Consider the following 17488-nt stretch of genomic DNA (forward strand, 5'->3'; position numbering starts at 1 on the left):
ACGATCTTTGAAGGGATCAGCTAAGGTGGGATCCAACCCATCCCTCATCCTTCCCCCGCCGGTTATCTTCCTCTCTGCCGGAGAAGCCAGCGGGGAGCAATACGGCACCCTGCTCATCGAGGCCATCCGAAAGCTCTCTCCAGGCGCGACATTCTTCGGATTAGGCGGCCAGCGAATGGAATCTGCTGGGCTTCGCCGGATCGTCAAAGCGGAAGATGTCGCTATCATGGGGATTACCGAAGTCGTTCGGCACATGCCTCGTATTTACCGCGAATATCGGAAGTTGAAACACAGTATCCGGCGACGTGACGGCGGCCGGAGCGGACTTCCCGACGCCGCGGTGCTGATCGACTTCCCCGACGTCAACCTGAGCCTCGCCCGGGTGCTCCACCGGCAGGGAGTACCGGTAGTGTTCTTTGTCAGCCCTCAGCTTTGGGCCTGGAAGAAACATCGCCTCAAACAAGTTCAACGGAATGTGGACAAGATGCTGGTGATTTTCCCCTTTGAAGAGGCTTTCTACCAGGGCAATGGAGTCGAGGCCACTTTCGTGGGCCATCCGCTGGCCGATCTGCCGAAACCATCGATCTCCCGGGCCGAATTCGCTGAGCAGAACCGTCTCGATCCCAGCAAAGATTGGGTCGCCTTGCTGCCGGGAAGCCGAGGGAAGGAGATTGATCTGAACCTTCCCATCCTCCTGCAGGTGGTGGAAGCGATGAAAGACGATCATGTCGAATTCATCCTCCCGCTGGCGCCAACCCTAACTGCGGGACACCGACATAAGGTTGCGGCCATGGTTGAAGCTCCATCGACAGCGCGTACCGCCGCCAAGGTCACGCTCGTAAATGATGCTCGCGCCGCGCTCTTCCATGCGCGTGCCAGTGTCGTGGCGAGCGGCACGGCAACCGTTGAAGCGGCGCTGATGGGCAATCCCTTCCTGGTTGTCTACCGCATCTCAAAGCTTAGCTATGAAGTAGCGAAGCGGGTGGTTAAGGTGCCTTTTGTGGCTATGGTGAATTTGATCGCCAACGAAGAGGTCGTTCCAGAGTTGATCCAGGGTGACTTTACTACGGTCAATGTCGTCTCACATTTGCGGCGGCTGATGCACAATGAGAATGATCGGAAAATCATGAAGGAGAAGCTGTCTCAGGTTGCGGCTCGGCTCCACGCAATAGACCCAGCTCAAGATGCCGCATCGATGAACACGATTCCTCGGGTTGCCGCAATAACGTTGCAGTTGATTTCGCGAAAACATAGTGGCGCTCTCGACTCCTCTCCAGCGCTTGCGAGTAAGGCTTAATGAAGATTTGCGGCGTCCGCTTGTTGAAGAAGAACAATCCACCCGTGGCAATTCTTGCTGCGCTCATGGCGGTGGTGTTTCTCGGCGCCTCGCCGCTGCGCGCTGCCGAAAAGCCGACCATCAACATTACCGCGTACACCATCGATGCCCAGCTTGACCCGGATGCCCACTCGCTGAAAGCGACCGCCCGCGTCACCTTCACCTCGCTCGAGCCGCTCGACACCGTAGCCTTCCAGTTGCATGGCGCGCTCAAGGTCAACAAAGTTACTGACAGCGCCAATCACGTGCTTTCAGGCGAGCGCGGCACGGATGCAACCATCCGTCTCACGCTGCCGGCAGCATTGTCGAAGGGTCAGACTACCACCTTCACCTTTGACTATGAGGGCGTCCTCTCCGGCTCGGAGGAAAGCCCGGTAGAAGGGCTCAAGCTGGCCTCCATAGGCAGCCCCATCAGCTACCTCTTCTATCCCGCGCGCTGGTTCCCGATGACCGGTTATTTGACGGACCGGTTCACTGCCGACATCCATATCTCTGTGCCTGAGGGGTACCGTGTGGCGGGTAGCGGCGCTGTAACCCCGATCACCCAATCGGGCGGGACCTTTGAGTTTCGCTGGGACAAGCCCGGCTTTCCCGGCACCATCATCGCTGGAAAATTCAACCCAATTGCCGCGCCCAGTGCGTCTTACGTGCATATCTGGACTACGGATGCACGCAAATCGACGGCGCCGGAGTTCGCCGACACTGCGGCCAAAGAGTTTAATTTTTTCACCGGCATCTTCGGACCAGCCGAGTCTGTCCACTTCAACGTTGTCGAAATTCCGGACGATACGCTGCCTGCCTACTGGGCCCCTGAGATCGCGGCGATTCCCGGGTCAAGGATGTCCTCAAAGGGCAATTTCCGGTTGCTGGCCAACACAGTCTCGCGGCAATGGTGGGGAAGCCAAGTCTCGCCCGCAACTCTCAACGATGCCTGGATCACCAACGGCATGTCCCGTTATGCCGAACTGATGTATCTCGAAGAGGAAGGCGGCCAGTCTGCCTTGCAGAAAGCAGTCGTCGATGTCTCCGCCGGCGCGCTCGCCTACGATACGATTCCGCTCTCGGGCATCGGGCGGGACGACGCGTTTAGTCCCGAGTTTCAGTCTTCGACGCTTGAAAAAGGCGCGCTTGTCTTTCATATGCTTCGCTGGGAGGTTGGCGACGATAGCTTTCGCAATATCTTGAAGGCGACCCTGACTCAATTCGCCGATAAGCCGATCCGGACATCCGACTTTATGAAGCTGGCGGAATCACAATCCCAACAACAATTGACTGCCTTCTTTGCTCAATGGATTGACGGGACCGGAGCGCCAGAGTTTACTGATAAGTACACGGTTTACAGGCTTGGCAATAATAAGGGCTTTCGGACAATCGGGGAGATCGGCCAGGATCTCGATCTCTTTCGGATGCCCGTTGAACTCAAGATCGAGACCGACGGCAAGACTGAAACTCGGCGGATCGACGTGGTGGGCACTGACTCTCAATATGTAGTGGATACCTTCGGCCGTCCTCGCCATATTTCGCTTGATCCCAACAACTGGCTGCTCAAGAACTCACCTGACATGACAGTTCGTATCGCCATCCTTCGCGGTCAGCAACTCATTGCCCAGGGAGATACGACCGGGGCGATCGGTGAGTATCAGAAAGCCCTCACCGCCAATCCAAACAGCTCCCTGGCCAGCTACCGCATCGGGGAGGCACTCTTCAACCAACGGAACTATCAAGCCTCGGCGAATGCTTACCGCGATGCACTTCGGGGTGACGACGACCCGAAATGGACGGAAGTCTGGAGCCATATTCAACTGGGCAAGATCTTCGATGTGACCGGCCAACGGGACCGCGCCGTCAACGAGTATCGAGAGGCCGTGCAAACCAACGACAATACCCAGGGAGCGCTGAACGAGGCCCGTCAATACCTGCAAGCTCCTTATAAGCGCGAAGAATCCAACGATTAAATTTCGGATGCAGACGCCGGTTCGAATTGCCGAGTCTCAGGATGATCCTGTTTATTCAATTCCACAATTTAGTTACTAATTAATACATACCTTTTTAGTGAATGACCATCTAAATGTCCTGGAGTTTCAGGAGGCATTACCCAGTGGTCAGCATTTCGCATCACCCCGCTTTCTCTTACCGAAACAGAATCTCTCGAAGATCGCTCGTTGTAGTGTGGATGGCCGCATTCTGTGTCTTGGGATTTTCTCCCAAAACATTCGCGCAAGCAGTCTTCGGATCCATTATCGGAACCGTGACCGACGTTTCAGGGGCGGTAATCCCAAACGCTTCAGTCACCGTGAACGACGTCAACAAAGGCACTTCGCAGCAGGTGCAAAGCAACGCAAGCGGAAACTTCACGGTCAGCAGGCTGATACCTGGTACCTATAACGTCAAGGCGACCGCGTCGAACTTCAACCCGGCCGAAGCCGACAACGTCACGGTCACGGCTGATTCCGCCCAGCAAGTCAATCTGCAACTGCAAGTTGGCGGAGCCACCGCGCAGACCATCACGGTGACCGCGGCAGCGCCTCCGCTACAAACGGACCGCGCTGAGGTCGCGCAATCGCTGGACAACCGCCAGCTTCAATCGCTGCCGAATGTCGATCGAAATTTCTCGTCCTTCACTCTGTTGACGCCTGGCGTCCAACGCTCCAGCTTTAGCATTGCACCGACGGAAAATCCGCAGGGAACGACCGCGATCAACGCCAATGGATCGAATTATGGCTCGCTTGGATGGTTATTAGACGGGACGGACAATCGGGAGCCGGTAGACGGCATCATCGTCGTCAATCCGACGCTTGACTCGATTAGCGATATGCGCATTTCCACAGAAGACTATTCCGCCGAATTTGGCGGGGCGGTTGGCGGCTTTGTGATCGCGCAGACCCGCTCGGGCGGAAACCAATTTCATGGCGATGCTTTTGAATTTCGCCGCAGCGATTACCTCGAAGCCCGTAATCCTTTTACCCAGTATCAGCCGGATCCGGTGACCGGCAAGTTCATCCCAAGTTCTCTTTACAATCAGTTCGGTGGTTCCCTGGGAGGACCAATCAAGAAGGATCGCGCCTTCTTCTTTCTGGATTACCAAGGGACTCGGCAAAAGACCGGCACCAGCCTCCAGGAGAATGTGCCGACCAACCTGGTCCGTAGTACCTGCTTAACCCCAGGGAGCACGACTTGCAACCTTTCGGAGTACACGACTGCTCCCCTCTTCAATCCCGCAACGGGCGCCACCTATACCGGAGGCATTATTCCCACGACAGCGTTGGCGCCGCAGGCGATTGCGCTGCTTTCCGCTTTACCAGCGCCGAATGCCGGTGCGGGTATCAACAACAACTACGTGGGGTCGGGATCGGGCAATAATGATGGCGATCAGGCGGACGTTCGCCTGGATGCTCAGGTTCGCCAGGACATCCACGCCTTCGGCCGCTATGACTATTCTAATTTCCGCCTGAATGGCGCGCCGGTCTTCGGCGCTGCGGGCGGCTCGGGTTTCGGCCTCGGCAACACAACCGGCACCGACAATGTGCAGAACCAGAGCGTTGCTCTAGGAGCCGATTGGGCAATTCATCCCAACCTGCTGACAGACTTCCGCTTCGGTTTTCTTGACTATCACGTGGCAGAAAATAAATTTGACAATGGGACCACCCCGGCAACCGCGGTGGGCATTCCCAACCTGAACACAGGAGCTCCTGATACTTCGGGCTCCCCAACCTTCAACTTCTCCGATAACAGCATCGGTAGCAGCGCACTCGGCCAGGGTTTCGGCAACCAGGGCTGCAACTGTCCGCTCCTCGAAAGTGAGCAGGTCTTTCAAGTTGCCAATAACTGGACCAAGATCGTGGGAAATCACTCCATACGCTTTGGGGCGGATCTGCGATATGCGTTCAATCTGCGCAATGCCAGCGACAACAATCGCTCTGGCCAACTAACGTTTTCTAATTCCACCACGCAGGGCGCAACCGGCTCCGGCCTCGGCCTGGCCTCATTTCTCTTCGGGCAAGTCGCCCAATTTCAGCGCTTCGATCTCTATTCAGAGACCGCAGCAAACCGTCAAAAACGCGGCGGCTTCTATGCAGAGGACAGCTGGAGAGTCACTCCAAAGCTGACGTTGAACTACGGCGTACGTTGGGACATCATCTTCCCGGAGACGGTGAATAGTCCCGGAAATGGTGGTTTCACTGACCTGAATGGAGGAGTCATCCGGGTCGCCGGTATTGGCGGCATCGGGACCAACGGCAACGCCCAGACCGACCTTACCGATCTCGGTGGTCGCTTCGGCTTTGCCTATCAGCCAAACTCCCGCATGGTCATCCGTGGCGGTGTCGGGCAGGTCTATGATGATGTCGGCTTCTTCGGCACCATCTTTGGCAGCGCACTTACCCATAATATCCCCGTACTTACGGATGAGAGCGATGGATCCCCGAACACCGTTGGTGCAGCCGCAACGGATCCAGCGACCGGACTGCCGATTACGCTAGCAGGGCCCCCGGTCAGGCCCGCACAGCAAGCCATCCCTGCTAGCGGCCTGATTCCCCTGCCAAATGGGGTGAACTTCAATGTGCGCCCAAATAAGCTTCTGCTGCCGCGGGTCGATCAATATAACCTGAGCGTTCAGCAGCAGGTCACCAACAACATGACCTTCACTCTGGCGTACGTTGGGAACGTGGCGGAACGTATTTATCCCGGTGAGACTGAAGGTTTCAACATTAACGTTCCGGTGATTGCAGTCCCCGGAGATACTAGAACGCGCGATGAGCGCCGTCCGTACTTTGGGTATGTTGCTTCCAAGGGATGCTGCACCCAGGACATTAACTCCGTCGCTCCTTCGGCGCGGGCCAACTATAACGCACTCCAAACAACCCTGGAACAACGCTTCTCGAATGGCGTCCAGTTTCTCGCCAACTACACCTGGTCTCGGGCGATGAACTATGGGTCGACCTATTTCGCTCAGGATCCCCGGGTTGAATATGGTCCGAACGATACCAACCGCAACCAGGTGTTCGTCCTGAGTGGTCTGTATGAATTGCCCTTCGGTCACAATAAGATGTTCCTGAGCAACAGCAACCGTTGGGTGGATTACGCCATCGGCGGCTGGCAGCTTGCCGGCACAACCACGTGGGAAAGCGGGTTGCCGTTTACGCCTACTTATGCGGAGTGCGGCAATGATCAGGACATTGACACCAATTTCGCCAGCCCTGGAACCTCCAGCGACTGCCGTCCCAATAAGCTGGTTAATGGGCCGAATTCCGGCTTCGGCCTGAATGTCGGGTCTTTCAATCCGGCAACTCACAGTCGAGCCTACTTCACCCCGGTGGCTGCTCTCGCGGCGAACGGGGCGGCCTCTGGTCCCTTCCAGCGTCCGGCCTTCGGCAGGTTTGGCGACATCGGGCGCAATAGCTTCCGCGGGCCATCGGACTACTTTGCCGATGCCTCACTCTTCAAGAACTTCAGGATCACCGAGCGGTTCAGGGCCCAATTCCAGTTCCAGGCCTTCAACGTCTTCAATCATGCTCCTCTGGGTGTCCCCAACTCGAACCAGGCACGCTGTATCGATTGCGCTGTCGCAACCACCGGACAAATTACCAATCTGGATAATGCGGTACTTGGTTCCGGACAACCGGTCATGCGCCAACTGCAATTTGGTGCACGCTTCAGCTTCTAGCACGACAAAAAGCTGGGCACGATACGAACAGAATGGGCCGCTGACTCAGTAAGAGTTAGCGGCCCTTCTTTTGGAACGAGATAAGTAGACTTAGCTATCGGGCAAGCTCGGCATCGAAGTCGGGCAGCACTCTCGTGCCTTCCAGCCTCACCGCATCGAGCTTGGTTTCGTCCAAACCGAGCGCCGTCAGGATCGTGGGAGCCACCTGTGCGGTTGCGGTTTCCACCGAGACGGTCTCTGGCTTGAACGATGGATGAGAGACCAGCAGCATCACGTTGGTGTCGTCATGAGCAAAGCCGCCATGGTCGCCGATCATCGCCGTGTTACCCGAATAGGTAACTCCCAGGTTCGGGGTTACGATGATGTCCGGCGAGCGAGGATCTTGCCCTGGATCAAGACCACCGATGTTGTAGTTAGGCGCGAGTGTCGGCCCATACAGGACCTCGCCAAGGCCAAGTGCTGCCGCATTGCTTTCGAGCAAGGACACCGCCGCAGGAAGGCTCGCACCCTTCTTGAGCCAAAGCACCGAAACGTCATCCTCGGTCGCGCCCACTCCGGTCGAGTTCATTGGCGACTCGGAGAAAGGAATGGCGGACCCGAGCAGTGTTGCCGGCGTATTCGCGCCGTCGGCCACATATCTGGTTGGATCAATCGGGGACTCGCCATGTTTCGCGGTCACGATAATTAACGTGTGCTCGTAGACGCCTCTATCTTTGAGGCCATTCACGATGTCTCCGATCGAGGCATCGACGAATTCGATCTCGCTGAGCAACTCCGCGCTCGGTACTGCCGCTGAGTTCTGGTAACCGCCCTTGCCAACGCCGGGCTCATTGAGAGATTGGCCGTAGTAGACGGACTGGAAGTTCATGCCAAAGATTGCGGGTGTCACCGCCGGTGCGCCGGTGTGGGTTTTGCCCGCGATCTCGTTGAGCAATGCGTTCACTCGCAGAGCGTCGTAGCATTGGATATTCTGAAAGCTGCTTGTCCAAGAGGATGTGCCTGCAGCGTCGCGGATGGTGGCGCAGGAAGCACCCTCTGATGTCTTCACGCCCGGGAGCGCTACCACTGTCGAGGCGACCTCGGGGACATAAAGATCATCCACGTTCCGGCCATCACCGGGCCCGTTCACAAAGGCATAGGACGGGCGCTTGTCGATCCATGCGGTGTACCCACCTGCAGCGTGGACCACGCCAAAAATAGTGTTAGTCCGGATAAAGTTCCAGGGGTATACCGGGGCGCAGCCCTTTTGCGGGTCTCGCTCCAGCTTCTTAGGATCGATCGCTGCGGCGGTTCCGTCGGTGAGACTGGCGCCGGGTGCGCCGCCATTCAGCTTGGTCGGATCGATGTCGATTCCCTGAGTATTGTCCGTCGTTGTTCCAGTTGGCAGCCCAAAGGCGGTGCATGGTCCCGCCGCTAGACCGCTGGCGGTCGTCACCGCAGGCGCATCCAGCGAGCGATCATAGGCGACGTCATAATAGATACCCGTCGTCTTCGGTGAGCCGCCGGTGATCAGCGCCGTGAGGCCCGGAAAAGAATCGGATGGCTTCGATGACGTGGCATTCACATAGGTGATTCCGGTATGGCTCAGTGCAGCCAGGTTCGGACAATATGGTTCTCCGCCGTTGGCTCCCGCGATCCCATGAGTGCAGTTATAAAAGTCGACTTCGTGCATGCCATCGATGCTTAGCAACAGCACATGATGAATCTTCTCCGTGCCCACATTGTTGTTCGAATCTGCTGCCATGGCAGATATGGACGATGCCAGCACAATCGCGGCAACAGATCCAGCCAGTAAAGCTCGATCTACTTTCATAGAAGCCTCCATGAGAGTCGGAATGCTCTCATACCGTTTCTTGTTCGGGGATGTGAATCCGCGCCAGCGTCAACAAAGTCCATCCAAGCAATGCATTCTGTCTGGATTGGTTTGTGCTGGCCTGCGGCATGGGATATAGCTCAGCTTGCGACCTTACTTTAGTGGCGAGCCAGTTCCATGAGGTGAATAGAGGGTAAATTCAGGGCCCATCTTTCGTCAGAATGCAGTCTGACGATCGCTCTGGCGAGCGCGCCTAAGATACAAGCCTTACCGGTGCACGGATACGTCCTACGTCCTGGGTGCTTCTACTCGTAGCGTAAGGCTTCGATTGGATTCAGGTTGGCTGCCTTGAGTGCGGGAACCATGCCGCTGACCACCCCGACGACTACAAGAATTCCGGTCGCTACGATGACGATGGTGGGAGAGATCAATAACTGAATATCGGCGTCGGTGGCGTGAGAGGCCATTGCGCTGTAGAAGGTAATTCGACCGACACCGATCGAGACAGCATAGGCCAGAGCAATGCCTGCAGCGCCGCCAAGACTGGTGATGACGAGCGACTCGGCGAGGAACTGCACCAGGATATGGCGCTTGCGCGCTCCCAGCGCCTTCTCGATGCCGATTTCCTTGGTACGCTGCTGCACGGCGACCAGCATGATATTCATCAAGCCGATTCCGGCGATTCCCAAGGTCAACGCGCCTATAAACAGCAACATGATCTGCAGAGCGACACTGACAATGTGAAATTGACTCAACTGCTTCTCGAGGTTCGCCATGTAAATTGCGTTATGGTCGGTGACCCGGAAGTTATGCGCCTCGGCCAGGCTGGTTCGGATCGCCCGTTCGACCGCCGCGTTGTCGCCCTTGTAATTCATCCAAATGCCGTCGAGGTACTTCGGGTCCTTGATATCACCCATGGTATTGAAAGGAATACGGATCTGCCGGTTGACATCGCTGTCAGCCTCCTGCATCTTCGGTTGCATGACGCCGATCACGGTGAAGCTGATCCCGTTCAGCCGAATCCGCTGTCCGATAGGGTACTGCCCTCCGAAGAGCTTGGTCTTCGCCTGCGAGCCGATTACCGCGACATGGGCGCGCTGCTCGTCGTCATCGGCGGTAAAGAAGCGTCCATAATCGATGTCAAGTTTCAGGATGTCTGCGGCAATTGGACGATTGCCGATGACCGTCCAGGTGAAGGAATGCAGCTCGTTCTGTACCGGAACATCTTTGGACAATTCCGGGGTGAGGTTAAGCAGGCCTGGAACGGTGTTGTTGAGGCGGTCTACGTCGTCCTGAGTGAGTCGAACCTGAACACCAGCCTTCGAGCCGCCAACCTGCTCACTGGTTCGCCCTGGAAAGACGCCCATCAAGCGGGTTCCCCACTGAGCGAAGATGGCCTCGATAGCGCGCCCGAAACCCGCGCCGTAGGCCAGCAGCAAGACCACCGTGGCAATGCCCCACGCCATGCCGACCGTGGTGATGACGGTACGCCGGCGATTGTAGACCATGGCCTCGTAGGCTTGCTTCAACAGTTCAACCAGCATTGTTTTCCTCTTGTTCGCGTCGCTACTTATTCCCTGCGGAGTGCCTCTACCGGTTCCAATGCCGCCGCCTTGCTGGCCGGATAGAGCCCGGCAAGAATTCCACTGACGCTCAGAGAAATCAAGGCAAGCGCTGCGGACCATGGCACCAATCTAGGAGGATCGAATCCTTCCACTCCCTTTCCGCCAATTGCCGCTGAGATTAAATACATGAAGAGCGCCGAGCCCCCAATCCCGATCAGGCCACTCACGCCGGTGAGCAATAGCGCCTCGAGAAAGAATTGCATCAGGATGCTCCGCTTGGTCGCGCCAATCGCCTTCCGCAAGCCGATCTCTCTCGTCCGCTCGGAGACAGAGACCAGCATGATGTTCACGATGCCCACCGCTCCCAAGGCCAGCGTCACGATCCCGACGCCACCGAGGAAGATGTCCATGGCCGTGAAGATCTTTCCGACCATCTGGTCGCTCTTGATCGTGTCCCACTCTTCAAAGGACTCCGGATCGTCAGGGCTGAATCCATGGCGCGCGGCGATAATTGAACGCGCCATCGATTTCGCCGATTCGTTTTCTCCGCGCACACGGGGCTGATATTGAATTGAGCTCAACGCATCCTGGGGAATATTCTCGCCCTTGATCGGAAACATCTCGAGCATCGTCGTGACTGGAATATAGATTTGCTGATTCCAGCCATCATCGTTCCCATGCCCGGTCTTCGCCGCCACTCCGACTACCTGAAAGCCAGTGCCATTCAGCAGTACGGTTTCGCCGACCGCCGGGCGGCCGGGAAAAAGCAGCTCCGCGCTCTTCTGCCCCAGCACCACCACGCGGCGCCGGTCGCGCAGATCGCCGTCGGTGAGAAAACGACCTACACTCATCGGCAGGAAGCGGACTGCAGGATAGTTGGGCTCAGTTCCCATCACTGAGCCTCCTGCGCTTTGATATTGACTCTGCTGCTTAATATCGCTGCGCCGGATAAGGCCCATCACCTCGCGAAAGCTGCCCGAAGCACGCATGGCGCTTTCGTCGCCGACGGTAAGATTATAGGGTCGCATGCCAGTATGCTGACTCGGCACGGCCGGGATCGTTCCGCCCCACATCATGATGACGTCATTGCCGACGCTGGCTAATTCCTTATGCTGCCCGGAGCGAAAACCTTCGCCGACACTGATGAGCAGCAGCATCGAACCGACTCCCCAGGCGATGCCGAACATGGTCAGGAACGATCGGAGCTTGTTCGCCCAGATCGCTCGCATTACCTGCCCGAATGTATCACCTAGGTTTTGCATGGAGTCAGCTTTGTCTTCATGTGCTGTTACGCGTGCCGAAGCCTTACAGTTCCGTTGTCGACTCGTAAAAATTCGCCGGTATGCTCATTCGCCGGCAAGCTCAAAAGAGCGTCCCTGCCGCCACGCTGGGTTCGGCTCGATCCATCTGGAGCTCGACGGCAAGGCCCAGCGACATCCAGAATGCCTGGACCGCTGCCAGCACCTCAGGCGCAGTGAGGCTCGTCGACGTGAGACGAACGGTTCCGCTGGTGAGTGTATTCGGCAGCACAAGGGCGATGCATCGGTCGGCGCGGTAGGTGCAGGAAGCCAGATCGGCAATGCTCAGGCTCTGGGTAGGGGTCAGAAAGGCAGAGTGCGGAGGCGCCATCCGATCCAGCAAGCTGAAGATTTCCAGCTTCGATTCAAGCTCGTCCGGAACACAGTCGATGACGAGGTCGGCGGTGCGAACTGCGTCCTCAACACTGGTCGCGAACCGCACCTTGCCATACATGCCGCCCTCGGCGGAGACCGTGCCGTCCGGTGCTCCGAGCAGCTCCGCCGCCTTTTTCAGCTTCGAGGGCAGGATGTCCTCAAGGGTGACGGCGAAGCCCTTCGCGGCAAAGAGGGCGGCCAGTTCCCTGCCCCTCGCACCGGCTCCGATTACCGCGACACTCCCGATCTTCATCGATCTCTGATCCTGCAATTACTTCATTTCCGAGAGCGTCGACAGGTCAGACTTACTTGACGCTGAGAGCAGCGAGCACACTATCCGCGTTAGGGGAGGAGTTCTTCAAATAGTCGCTGAGCCGCTGGCGTTCCTCGACCGTCAGTGTAGGCGCCAGTGCGAGAACACGCCGCAGCGTGGTAGAGACATCATCGACATAGTTCATCAATCGGATGGCTTCGCCGGAGAGTGGAGTGGCACGCGGTGGCACTTCTGGAATTGTGTTCGACATAGGGCTTCGTTATGCTCCTGTAGTGTTCCTATTTTCAGCCTTGTCGGCTCTTTCGTAAAGTTCCCCCATTCGAGCATGCCGCTCCAGGTTGTAGCATGGCTTAACTCGAGGGTTGCCGCCTCTCGCCTTTTCTGCATCTGAAGGTTTGTCATCCCGCGTCAAGCAAGTCATTGAGACCATGAAAGATTGCATAGAAAAACTCCTGCAGCAAGAGCCTCGCGTTCCGACCTCGACCTACCGTGTACAGATGCACGCACACTTCACCTTTGAGAATGCTCAAGCAATCGTTCCATACTTGAAAGAGCTGGGCATAGGAGATTTTTACTCGTCGCCCTTCTTTGAGGCTCGACCCGGCAGCATGCATGGTTATGACGTCACGCGCCACGACCGGCTCAACCCTGAACTCGGCGGGAGCGAGGAGTTTGAACGTTTTTCCGCTTCTCTTAAGTCCGCCGGTCTTGGACTGCTGCTGGATATCGTGCCCAACCACATGGGCATCGGCAATGATTCGCGTTGGTGGCAGGACGTGCTAGAGAACGGTCGCGCCTCCGAGTTCGCAGCCTACTTCGACATTGATTGGGATCCGGCAAAACCGGATATGTGGAACAAGCTCCTGCTGCCAATCCTGGGAAAGCAGTATGGAGAAGAACTCGAAAGCAAGAATATCCAGGTCCATATCGAAAACGGCCGCGCCTTCATCAAGTATTTCGATCACATCATGCCGGTGGCGCCGCGGATGATCCCCAAGATCTTTCCTGAGAGCAAAGATGCCGAATATGGGGTGCCGCGAAGCTTCCGCGATTTGCTGAAGGACCTTTCCCATATCCCCCCGCATGAGGCCACCGATCCGAGCTTGGTAGCCCAGCGCCGCGCCCAGCTGCTCGAAATCCGGCCGCGCCTCGAACAGGCTTTGCGCTCCACGGAGCTGCAGCCCGTGATCGCCCGCGCCCTCGAAGCGATCAACGGGGTCGAGGGTGATCCGAAGAGCTTCGATCAACTCCACGACTTGTTGGAATCTCAACCGTATCGGCTAGCCTTCTGGCGGGTCTCCGGGGAAGAGATCAATTATCGCCGCTTCTTCGATGTGAACGATCTTGCTGGCCTGCGCATGGAGAATCCCGCCGTCTTTGCCGAGACCCACTGCCTGATCCGCGACCTGCTGGGGAAGCAGCAATTGACCGGCCTGCGCGTCGACCATGCCGACGGCATGTTCAATCCACGCCAGTATCTTATTCGCCTGCAGTTGCTTTACGTGGCGAGCCAATGCGCGGGGCCAACCCCAACCGGACCCACCGGCACAAACGGCATTGAGGATGAAGTTCGCGACCAGCTCCGCGGATATGACTGGGCCAAAGGAAACAGACCGCTCTACTGCGTCGTCGAAAAGATCCTGGAGCCTGGCGAAGCGCTGCCTCGAGAGTGGCCGGTCAATGGAACATCGGGCTACGACTTCATCTACTTCGCTAATCAGCTGTTCATCCAGCTGGAACACGAGGAAAAATTTAACCGCATCTACGAGGAAGCCACTGGAAGTCGAACCAGCCCGGACGAGATCATCTACCGTTCAAAGCTCCAGGTAATGCAAACTTCATTGGCGAGCGAAGTCTACGTGCTCACGAATCTGCTGAATCACATTGCCGTTTCCGATCGCAGCGCGCGTGATTTCACTGAAAACATTCTCGAATCGGTCATTCGCGAGACAATCGCCTGTTTTCCCGTCTATCGCACCTATATCGACGATCGCGGACAATACACTCCCAGTGACCGCCAGGTTGTTGAGCGAGCGATTCAGCGGGCAAAGCGTTTGAACTCGGGCATCGACGCCTCTGCCTTCGACTTCTTACAAAACACGCTGCTCCTGGGCGGCCGCCCCGGTCACCCGCAGAGCGAGATAGACGCCGAGCAGCTTTACTTCGCATTAAAGTTCCAACAGCTCACCGGCCCGGTAATGGCAAAGGGTGTTGAGGACACTTCCTTCTACGTCTACAACCGGTTCCTTTCCTCGAACGAGGTAGGAGGATCGATGAAGGCTTTCGGGATCACTCCTGAGGTCTTCCACGGGAGCAATCAGAATCGCCTGCAGAATTCGCCGGACGCCATGCTGACGTTATCGACCCACGATACGAAACGCAGCGAAGATGTTCGTGCGCGACTGAACGTGCTCTCCGAAATGCCCTCTGAATGGGCGTCCCTGGTGCGGCGGTTGCGACGCGCTTCCAAGAGCGTGAAGCGCAAGCTGAGTGACGGACGCATCGCCCCCGACGCCAACGAGGAGTACATGCTCTACCAGAACATTCTCGGCGTTTGGCCGTGGCAAATCGATACTGACGAGGCACGGCAGGATTTCCTCAAGCGCATCCAGGAGTACTCCTCGAAGGCGCTGAGCGAATCCAAAGTCAACCTGAGCTGGCTTAATCCCAATCCTGAATACATCGAAGCTGTGCATGCATTTCTCGCCGACGCTCTCACCCCGGATAAACGCGGCAAGGACTCTCGGTTCGTGCAGCTCTTCAATACCGTGCTTCCTCGCCTGAAGTTTTTCGGCGCCATCAACTCCCTCGCCCAAACGGTGCTTAAGCTCATCTCCCCCGGTGTGCCGGATTTCTATCAGGGAGCCGAGTTATGGGAACTGAGCCTGGTCGATCCTGACAATCGCCGTCCGGTCGATTACGAAATGCGATCGAGCTTGTTGCACACAATCACGTCGCTTGAAGCAAGCTCCGGGGCCCTTGCCGTCTGCCAGGACGTCCTCACGAATCTACCCGATGGGCGAGTGAAGTTATGGGTCGCCTACAAAGCGCTCGGCCTGCGCAACGACTGGCACAATCTCTTCCGCAAGGGAGACTATGTTCCTCTTCAACTCATCGGCACGAATGCGAAGTTTGCGATCGCCTTCCTCCGAAGCTTTGAAGGCCATTCCGTGCTTACCGTCATCCCGCGGTTTGCCAACACCCTCATGCATGGCAAAACGGAGTGGCCGTTGAACGACGTATGGGGCGACTCCCGCATTGAGCTTCCGGAGAATACGCCTCGGCTCTTTACAAATATCTTTACCGGTAAGCAAGTCCTGGCCGATGAATCCGGCTTGCTGTCGTTGAGCACGGTCTTCGAGGACTTTCCCGTCGCCGTACTTACCAGCGAGGGATGATCAACATCTCGGCGCACAATCTTCGTTAAGAGTTACAGCAGATGCAGGGTTGGCGCTTTCGTGGCAAGCGCCCGCCCGGGTGATCGTATCACCACCTGCAAGAGCCAAAGCGATGAGGCAGGAACTGGAAGTTACACGAGCCTACCGTGCTTGAGCAGCGAGCGCGGGATCAGCCTCCTCGCGAGGATCCTCCTTTTGAGGGTCCCGATAGTCATCTCGATCTGTCATCTCCATCAGCGCCGCAAGCTGGGCGGCAAACTCCGGTCTGAGCGCTCCCTCTTGATAGCGCCAGCCCCAGTTATTTTCGGGTTGCGACGGAGTATTCATTCGCGCTTCCGAACCTAGCTCCAGAATGTCCTGTAGTGGGAAGAGGCACATGTCTGCAACCGAGGTAGCCGCGGCGCGAATCATCGCCCACACAACGCCATCCACATCGGGGTGAAGGTAGGTTCTTAGAGATGCCTTTTCCTCAGCAGAGGCGCCGTGTTCCCACCAGCCTCTGGTGGTGTCGTTGTCATGCGTGCCCGTGTAGACGACGGTGTTGGGGACGTAGCGATGAGGCAAGTAGTTATGCGATCCCCGGTCGCCAAATCCGAATTGCAGAATGCGCATCCCCGGCATTCCGAAGGCTTCGCGCAGCGCATCCACCTCCTCGGTGATGACTCCGAGGTCCTCGGCGATGAAAGGGAGTTCACCGAGCGCCTCGCGAAGCCGCGCGAAGAGCGCAGCGCCCGGGGCTTTGACCCACTTGCCGTTAACCGCCGTATCGTCTTCGGAGGGAATCGCCCAGTACGCTTCGAAGCCGCGGAAGTGGTCGAGGCGAATGACGTCGTAGAGCTCCTTAGCGCGCTGAATGCGGGAGACCCACCAATCGAAGCCCTGGCTCTCGAGCGCGTCCCAGCGATAAAGGGGATTGCCCCAACGCTGTCCCTTCCAGCTGAAGTAGTCGGGAGGCACGCCGGAAACACGCACCGGCGTCAGATCGTCATTCAGTTCGAAAGCCCCCGAGTGGGTCCATACATCCGCACTGTCATAGCTCACGAAAATTGCCACATCGCCTATGAAACGAATGCCCCGTTCCAACGAATAAGCCCGCAGATCTTTCCACTGCTCGTCGAATGCAAACTGGATGATTTGTTCGATGGCAAGTTCGCGTCCCTGCTCCTCGCGCACCTGGGCGAGCGCCTCGGGCTGACGGCGCGCCAGATCTTGCGGCCATGCATACCATGCGCCGGTCTTGTACTTAGTGCGCAGCACATTGTAAAAAGCCCAGTCGTTCAGCCATGAAGAATTAGCCTTGCAGTAGTCTTCAAAACGCTGCCATTGTGCCGCTGCGTGGGCACCGAGGCTGTCGTGATTGGCCAAAAAGTTCTCCGCAGCCCGATGAAGCAGCGGAAGCTTGGTGTCATACACCTCGTCGAAGCGCACGTTCCCTGTCTTGCCCGGAAGATTAGCAAGATGATCGCCGGCAATCCAGCCCCACTCCGCGAGTCGTTCCAGACTGATCAGCAACGGATTGCCGGCAAAGGCCGAGAGTGCGGCATAGGGTGAGTTCCCGTATCCAACCGGGCTGAGTGGCAGCACCTGCCAGTACTTTTGCTTAGCGGCAGCGAGAAAATCGGCGAACTGATAAGCAGCCGGACCGAAATCTCCGATGCCTCCGTAAGAGGGCAGAGAGGTGATGTGCAACAGCAATCCAGAGGAGCGATCAAATGGCATCGGATTCTTTTCTGCAGGCACGAAAGAAAAACGGCCCGCGATTCGAGA

At 57.1% G+C, this 17488-nt stretch carries 10 protein-coding genes; 4 read left to right on the forward strand and 6 right to left on the reverse strand.

Annotated elements, in window-relative coordinates:
- Nucleotides 1-25: 25 nt before the first annotated feature.
- The 3 genes from lpxB (at nt 26) to ACPOL_RS26115 (ending at nt 6998) form a co-directional block, all read left to right on the forward strand.
- A complete protein-coding gene (gene lpxB, locus ACPOL_RS26105; RefSeq protein WP_236657046.1) occupies nt 26-1297 on the forward strand; it encodes a lipid-A-disaccharide synthase in 1272 nt (423 codons plus the stop codon).
- Nucleotides 1297-3291: a M1 family aminopeptidase gene (locus ACPOL_RS26110; protein ID WP_236657047.1), complete on the forward strand. Its 1995-nt coding sequence runs from the start codon at nt 1297-1299 to the stop codon at nt 3289-3291. Before lpxB ends, ACPOL_RS26110 begins: the two co-directional genes overlap by 1 nt.
- A gap of 218 nt (nt 3292-3509) precedes the next feature.
- Complete coding sequence (locus ACPOL_RS26115) at nt 3510-6998, forward strand: TonB-dependent receptor (protein WP_114209648.1); 3489 nt, start codon at nt 3510-3512, stop codon at nt 6996-6998.
- A gap of 94 nt (nt 6999-7092) precedes the next feature.
- Here the strand turns inward: ACPOL_RS26115 and ACPOL_RS26120 are convergent, their stop codons facing one another.
- The 5 genes from ACPOL_RS26120 to ACPOL_RS26140 all read right to left on the reverse strand — a co-directional run bounded on the left by ACPOL_RS26120 (nt 7093) and on the right by ACPOL_RS26140 (nt 12573).
- A complete protein-coding gene (locus ACPOL_RS26120) occupies nt 7093-8811 on the reverse strand; it encodes an alkaline phosphatase family protein (protein WP_114209649.1) in 1719 nt (572 codons plus the stop codon).
- Nucleotides 8812-9116: 305 nt separating this feature from the next.
- Nucleotides 9117-10355: an ABC transporter permease gene (locus ACPOL_RS26125; protein ID WP_114209650.1), complete on the reverse strand. Its 1239-nt coding sequence runs from the start codon at nt 10353-10355 to the stop codon at nt 9117-9119.
- 26 nt (nt 10356-10381) lie between these two features.
- Nucleotides 10382-11638: an ABC transporter permease gene (locus tag ACPOL_RS26130; RefSeq protein WP_114209651.1), complete on the reverse strand. Its 1257-nt coding sequence runs from the start codon at nt 11636-11638 to the stop codon at nt 10382-10384.
- Between the two features lie 100 nt (nt 11639-11738).
- Nucleotides 11739-12302 (reverse strand): 3-hydroxyacyl-CoA dehydrogenase NAD-binding domain-containing protein, encoded by a 564-nt coding sequence (locus ACPOL_RS26135; RefSeq protein WP_236657048.1) that lies wholly within the window; start codon nt 12300-12302, stop codon nt 11739-11741.
- Nucleotides 12303-12354: 52 nt separating this feature from the next.
- Nucleotides 12355-12573, reverse strand: a complete 219-nt coding sequence (locus tag ACPOL_RS26140) for a hypothetical protein (protein WP_114209652.1) — start codon at nt 12571-12573, stop codon at nt 12355-12357.
- A 178-nt stretch (nt 12574-12751) separates the two neighbouring features.
- Here ACPOL_RS26140 and treY point away from each other — a divergent pair, with 178 nt between their 5' ends.
- Nucleotides 12752-15721, forward strand: coding sequence for a malto-oligosyltrehalose synthase (treY, locus tag ACPOL_RS26145; protein WP_114209653.1), 2970 nt, complete (start codon nt 12752-12754; stop codon nt 15719-15721).
- 141 nt (nt 15722-15862) lie between these two features.
- Here treY and malQ read toward each other — a convergent pair whose 3' ends face one another.
- On the reverse strand, nt 15863-17440 hold the full coding sequence (gene malQ / locus ACPOL_RS26150) for a 4-alpha-glucanotransferase (RefSeq protein ID WP_114209654.1): 1578 nt from the start codon (nt 17438-17440) through the stop codon (nt 15863-15865).
- Between the last annotated feature and the right edge of the window lie 48 nt (nt 17441-17488).

This window comes from Acidisarcina polymorpha (genome assembly GCF_003330725.1).
GTDB classification, from domain to species: Bacteria; Acidobacteriota; Terriglobia; order Terriglobales; family Acidobacteriaceae; genus Acidisarcina; species Acidisarcina polymorpha.

What these genes read in the sequence shown, in the direction of transcription:
- ACPOL_RS26125 (WP_114209650.1), bottom strand. Translation starts at nt 10,355, where the DNA reads ATGCTGGTTGAACTGTTGAAGCAAGCCTACGAGGCCATGGTCTACAAT.
- ACPOL_RS26110 (WP_236657047.1), top strand. Translation starts at nt 1,297, where the DNA reads ATGAAGATTTGCGGCGTCCGCTTGTTGAAGAAGAACAATCCACCCGTG.
- ACPOL_RS26135 (WP_236657048.1), bottom strand. Translation starts at nt 12,302, where the DNA reads ATGAAGATCGGGAGTGTCGCGGTAATCGGAGCCGGTGCGAGGGGCAGG.
- ACPOL_RS26115 (WP_114209648.1), top strand. Translation starts at nt 3,510, where the DNA reads ATGGCCGCATTCTGTGTCTTGGGATTTTCTCCCAAAACATTCGCGCAA.
- malQ (WP_114209654.1), bottom strand. Translation starts at nt 17,440, where the DNA reads ATGCCATTTGATCGCTCCTCTGGATTGCTGTTGCACATCACCTCTCTG.
- ACPOL_RS26120 (WP_114209649.1), bottom strand. Translation starts at nt 8,811, where the DNA reads ATGAAAGTAGATCGAGCTTTACTGGCTGGATCTGTTGCCGCGATTGTG.
- ACPOL_RS26130 (WP_114209651.1), bottom strand. Translation starts at nt 11,638, where the DNA reads ATGCAAAACCTAGGTGATACATTCGGGCAGGTAATGCGAGCGATCTGG.
- treY (WP_114209653.1), top strand. Translation starts at nt 12,752, where the DNA reads ATGAAAGATTGCATAGAAAAACTCCTGCAGCAAGAGCCTCGCGTTCCG.
- ACPOL_RS26140 (WP_114209652.1), bottom strand. Translation starts at nt 12,573, where the DNA reads ATGTCGAACACAATTCCAGAAGTGCCACCGCGTGCCACTCCACTCTCC.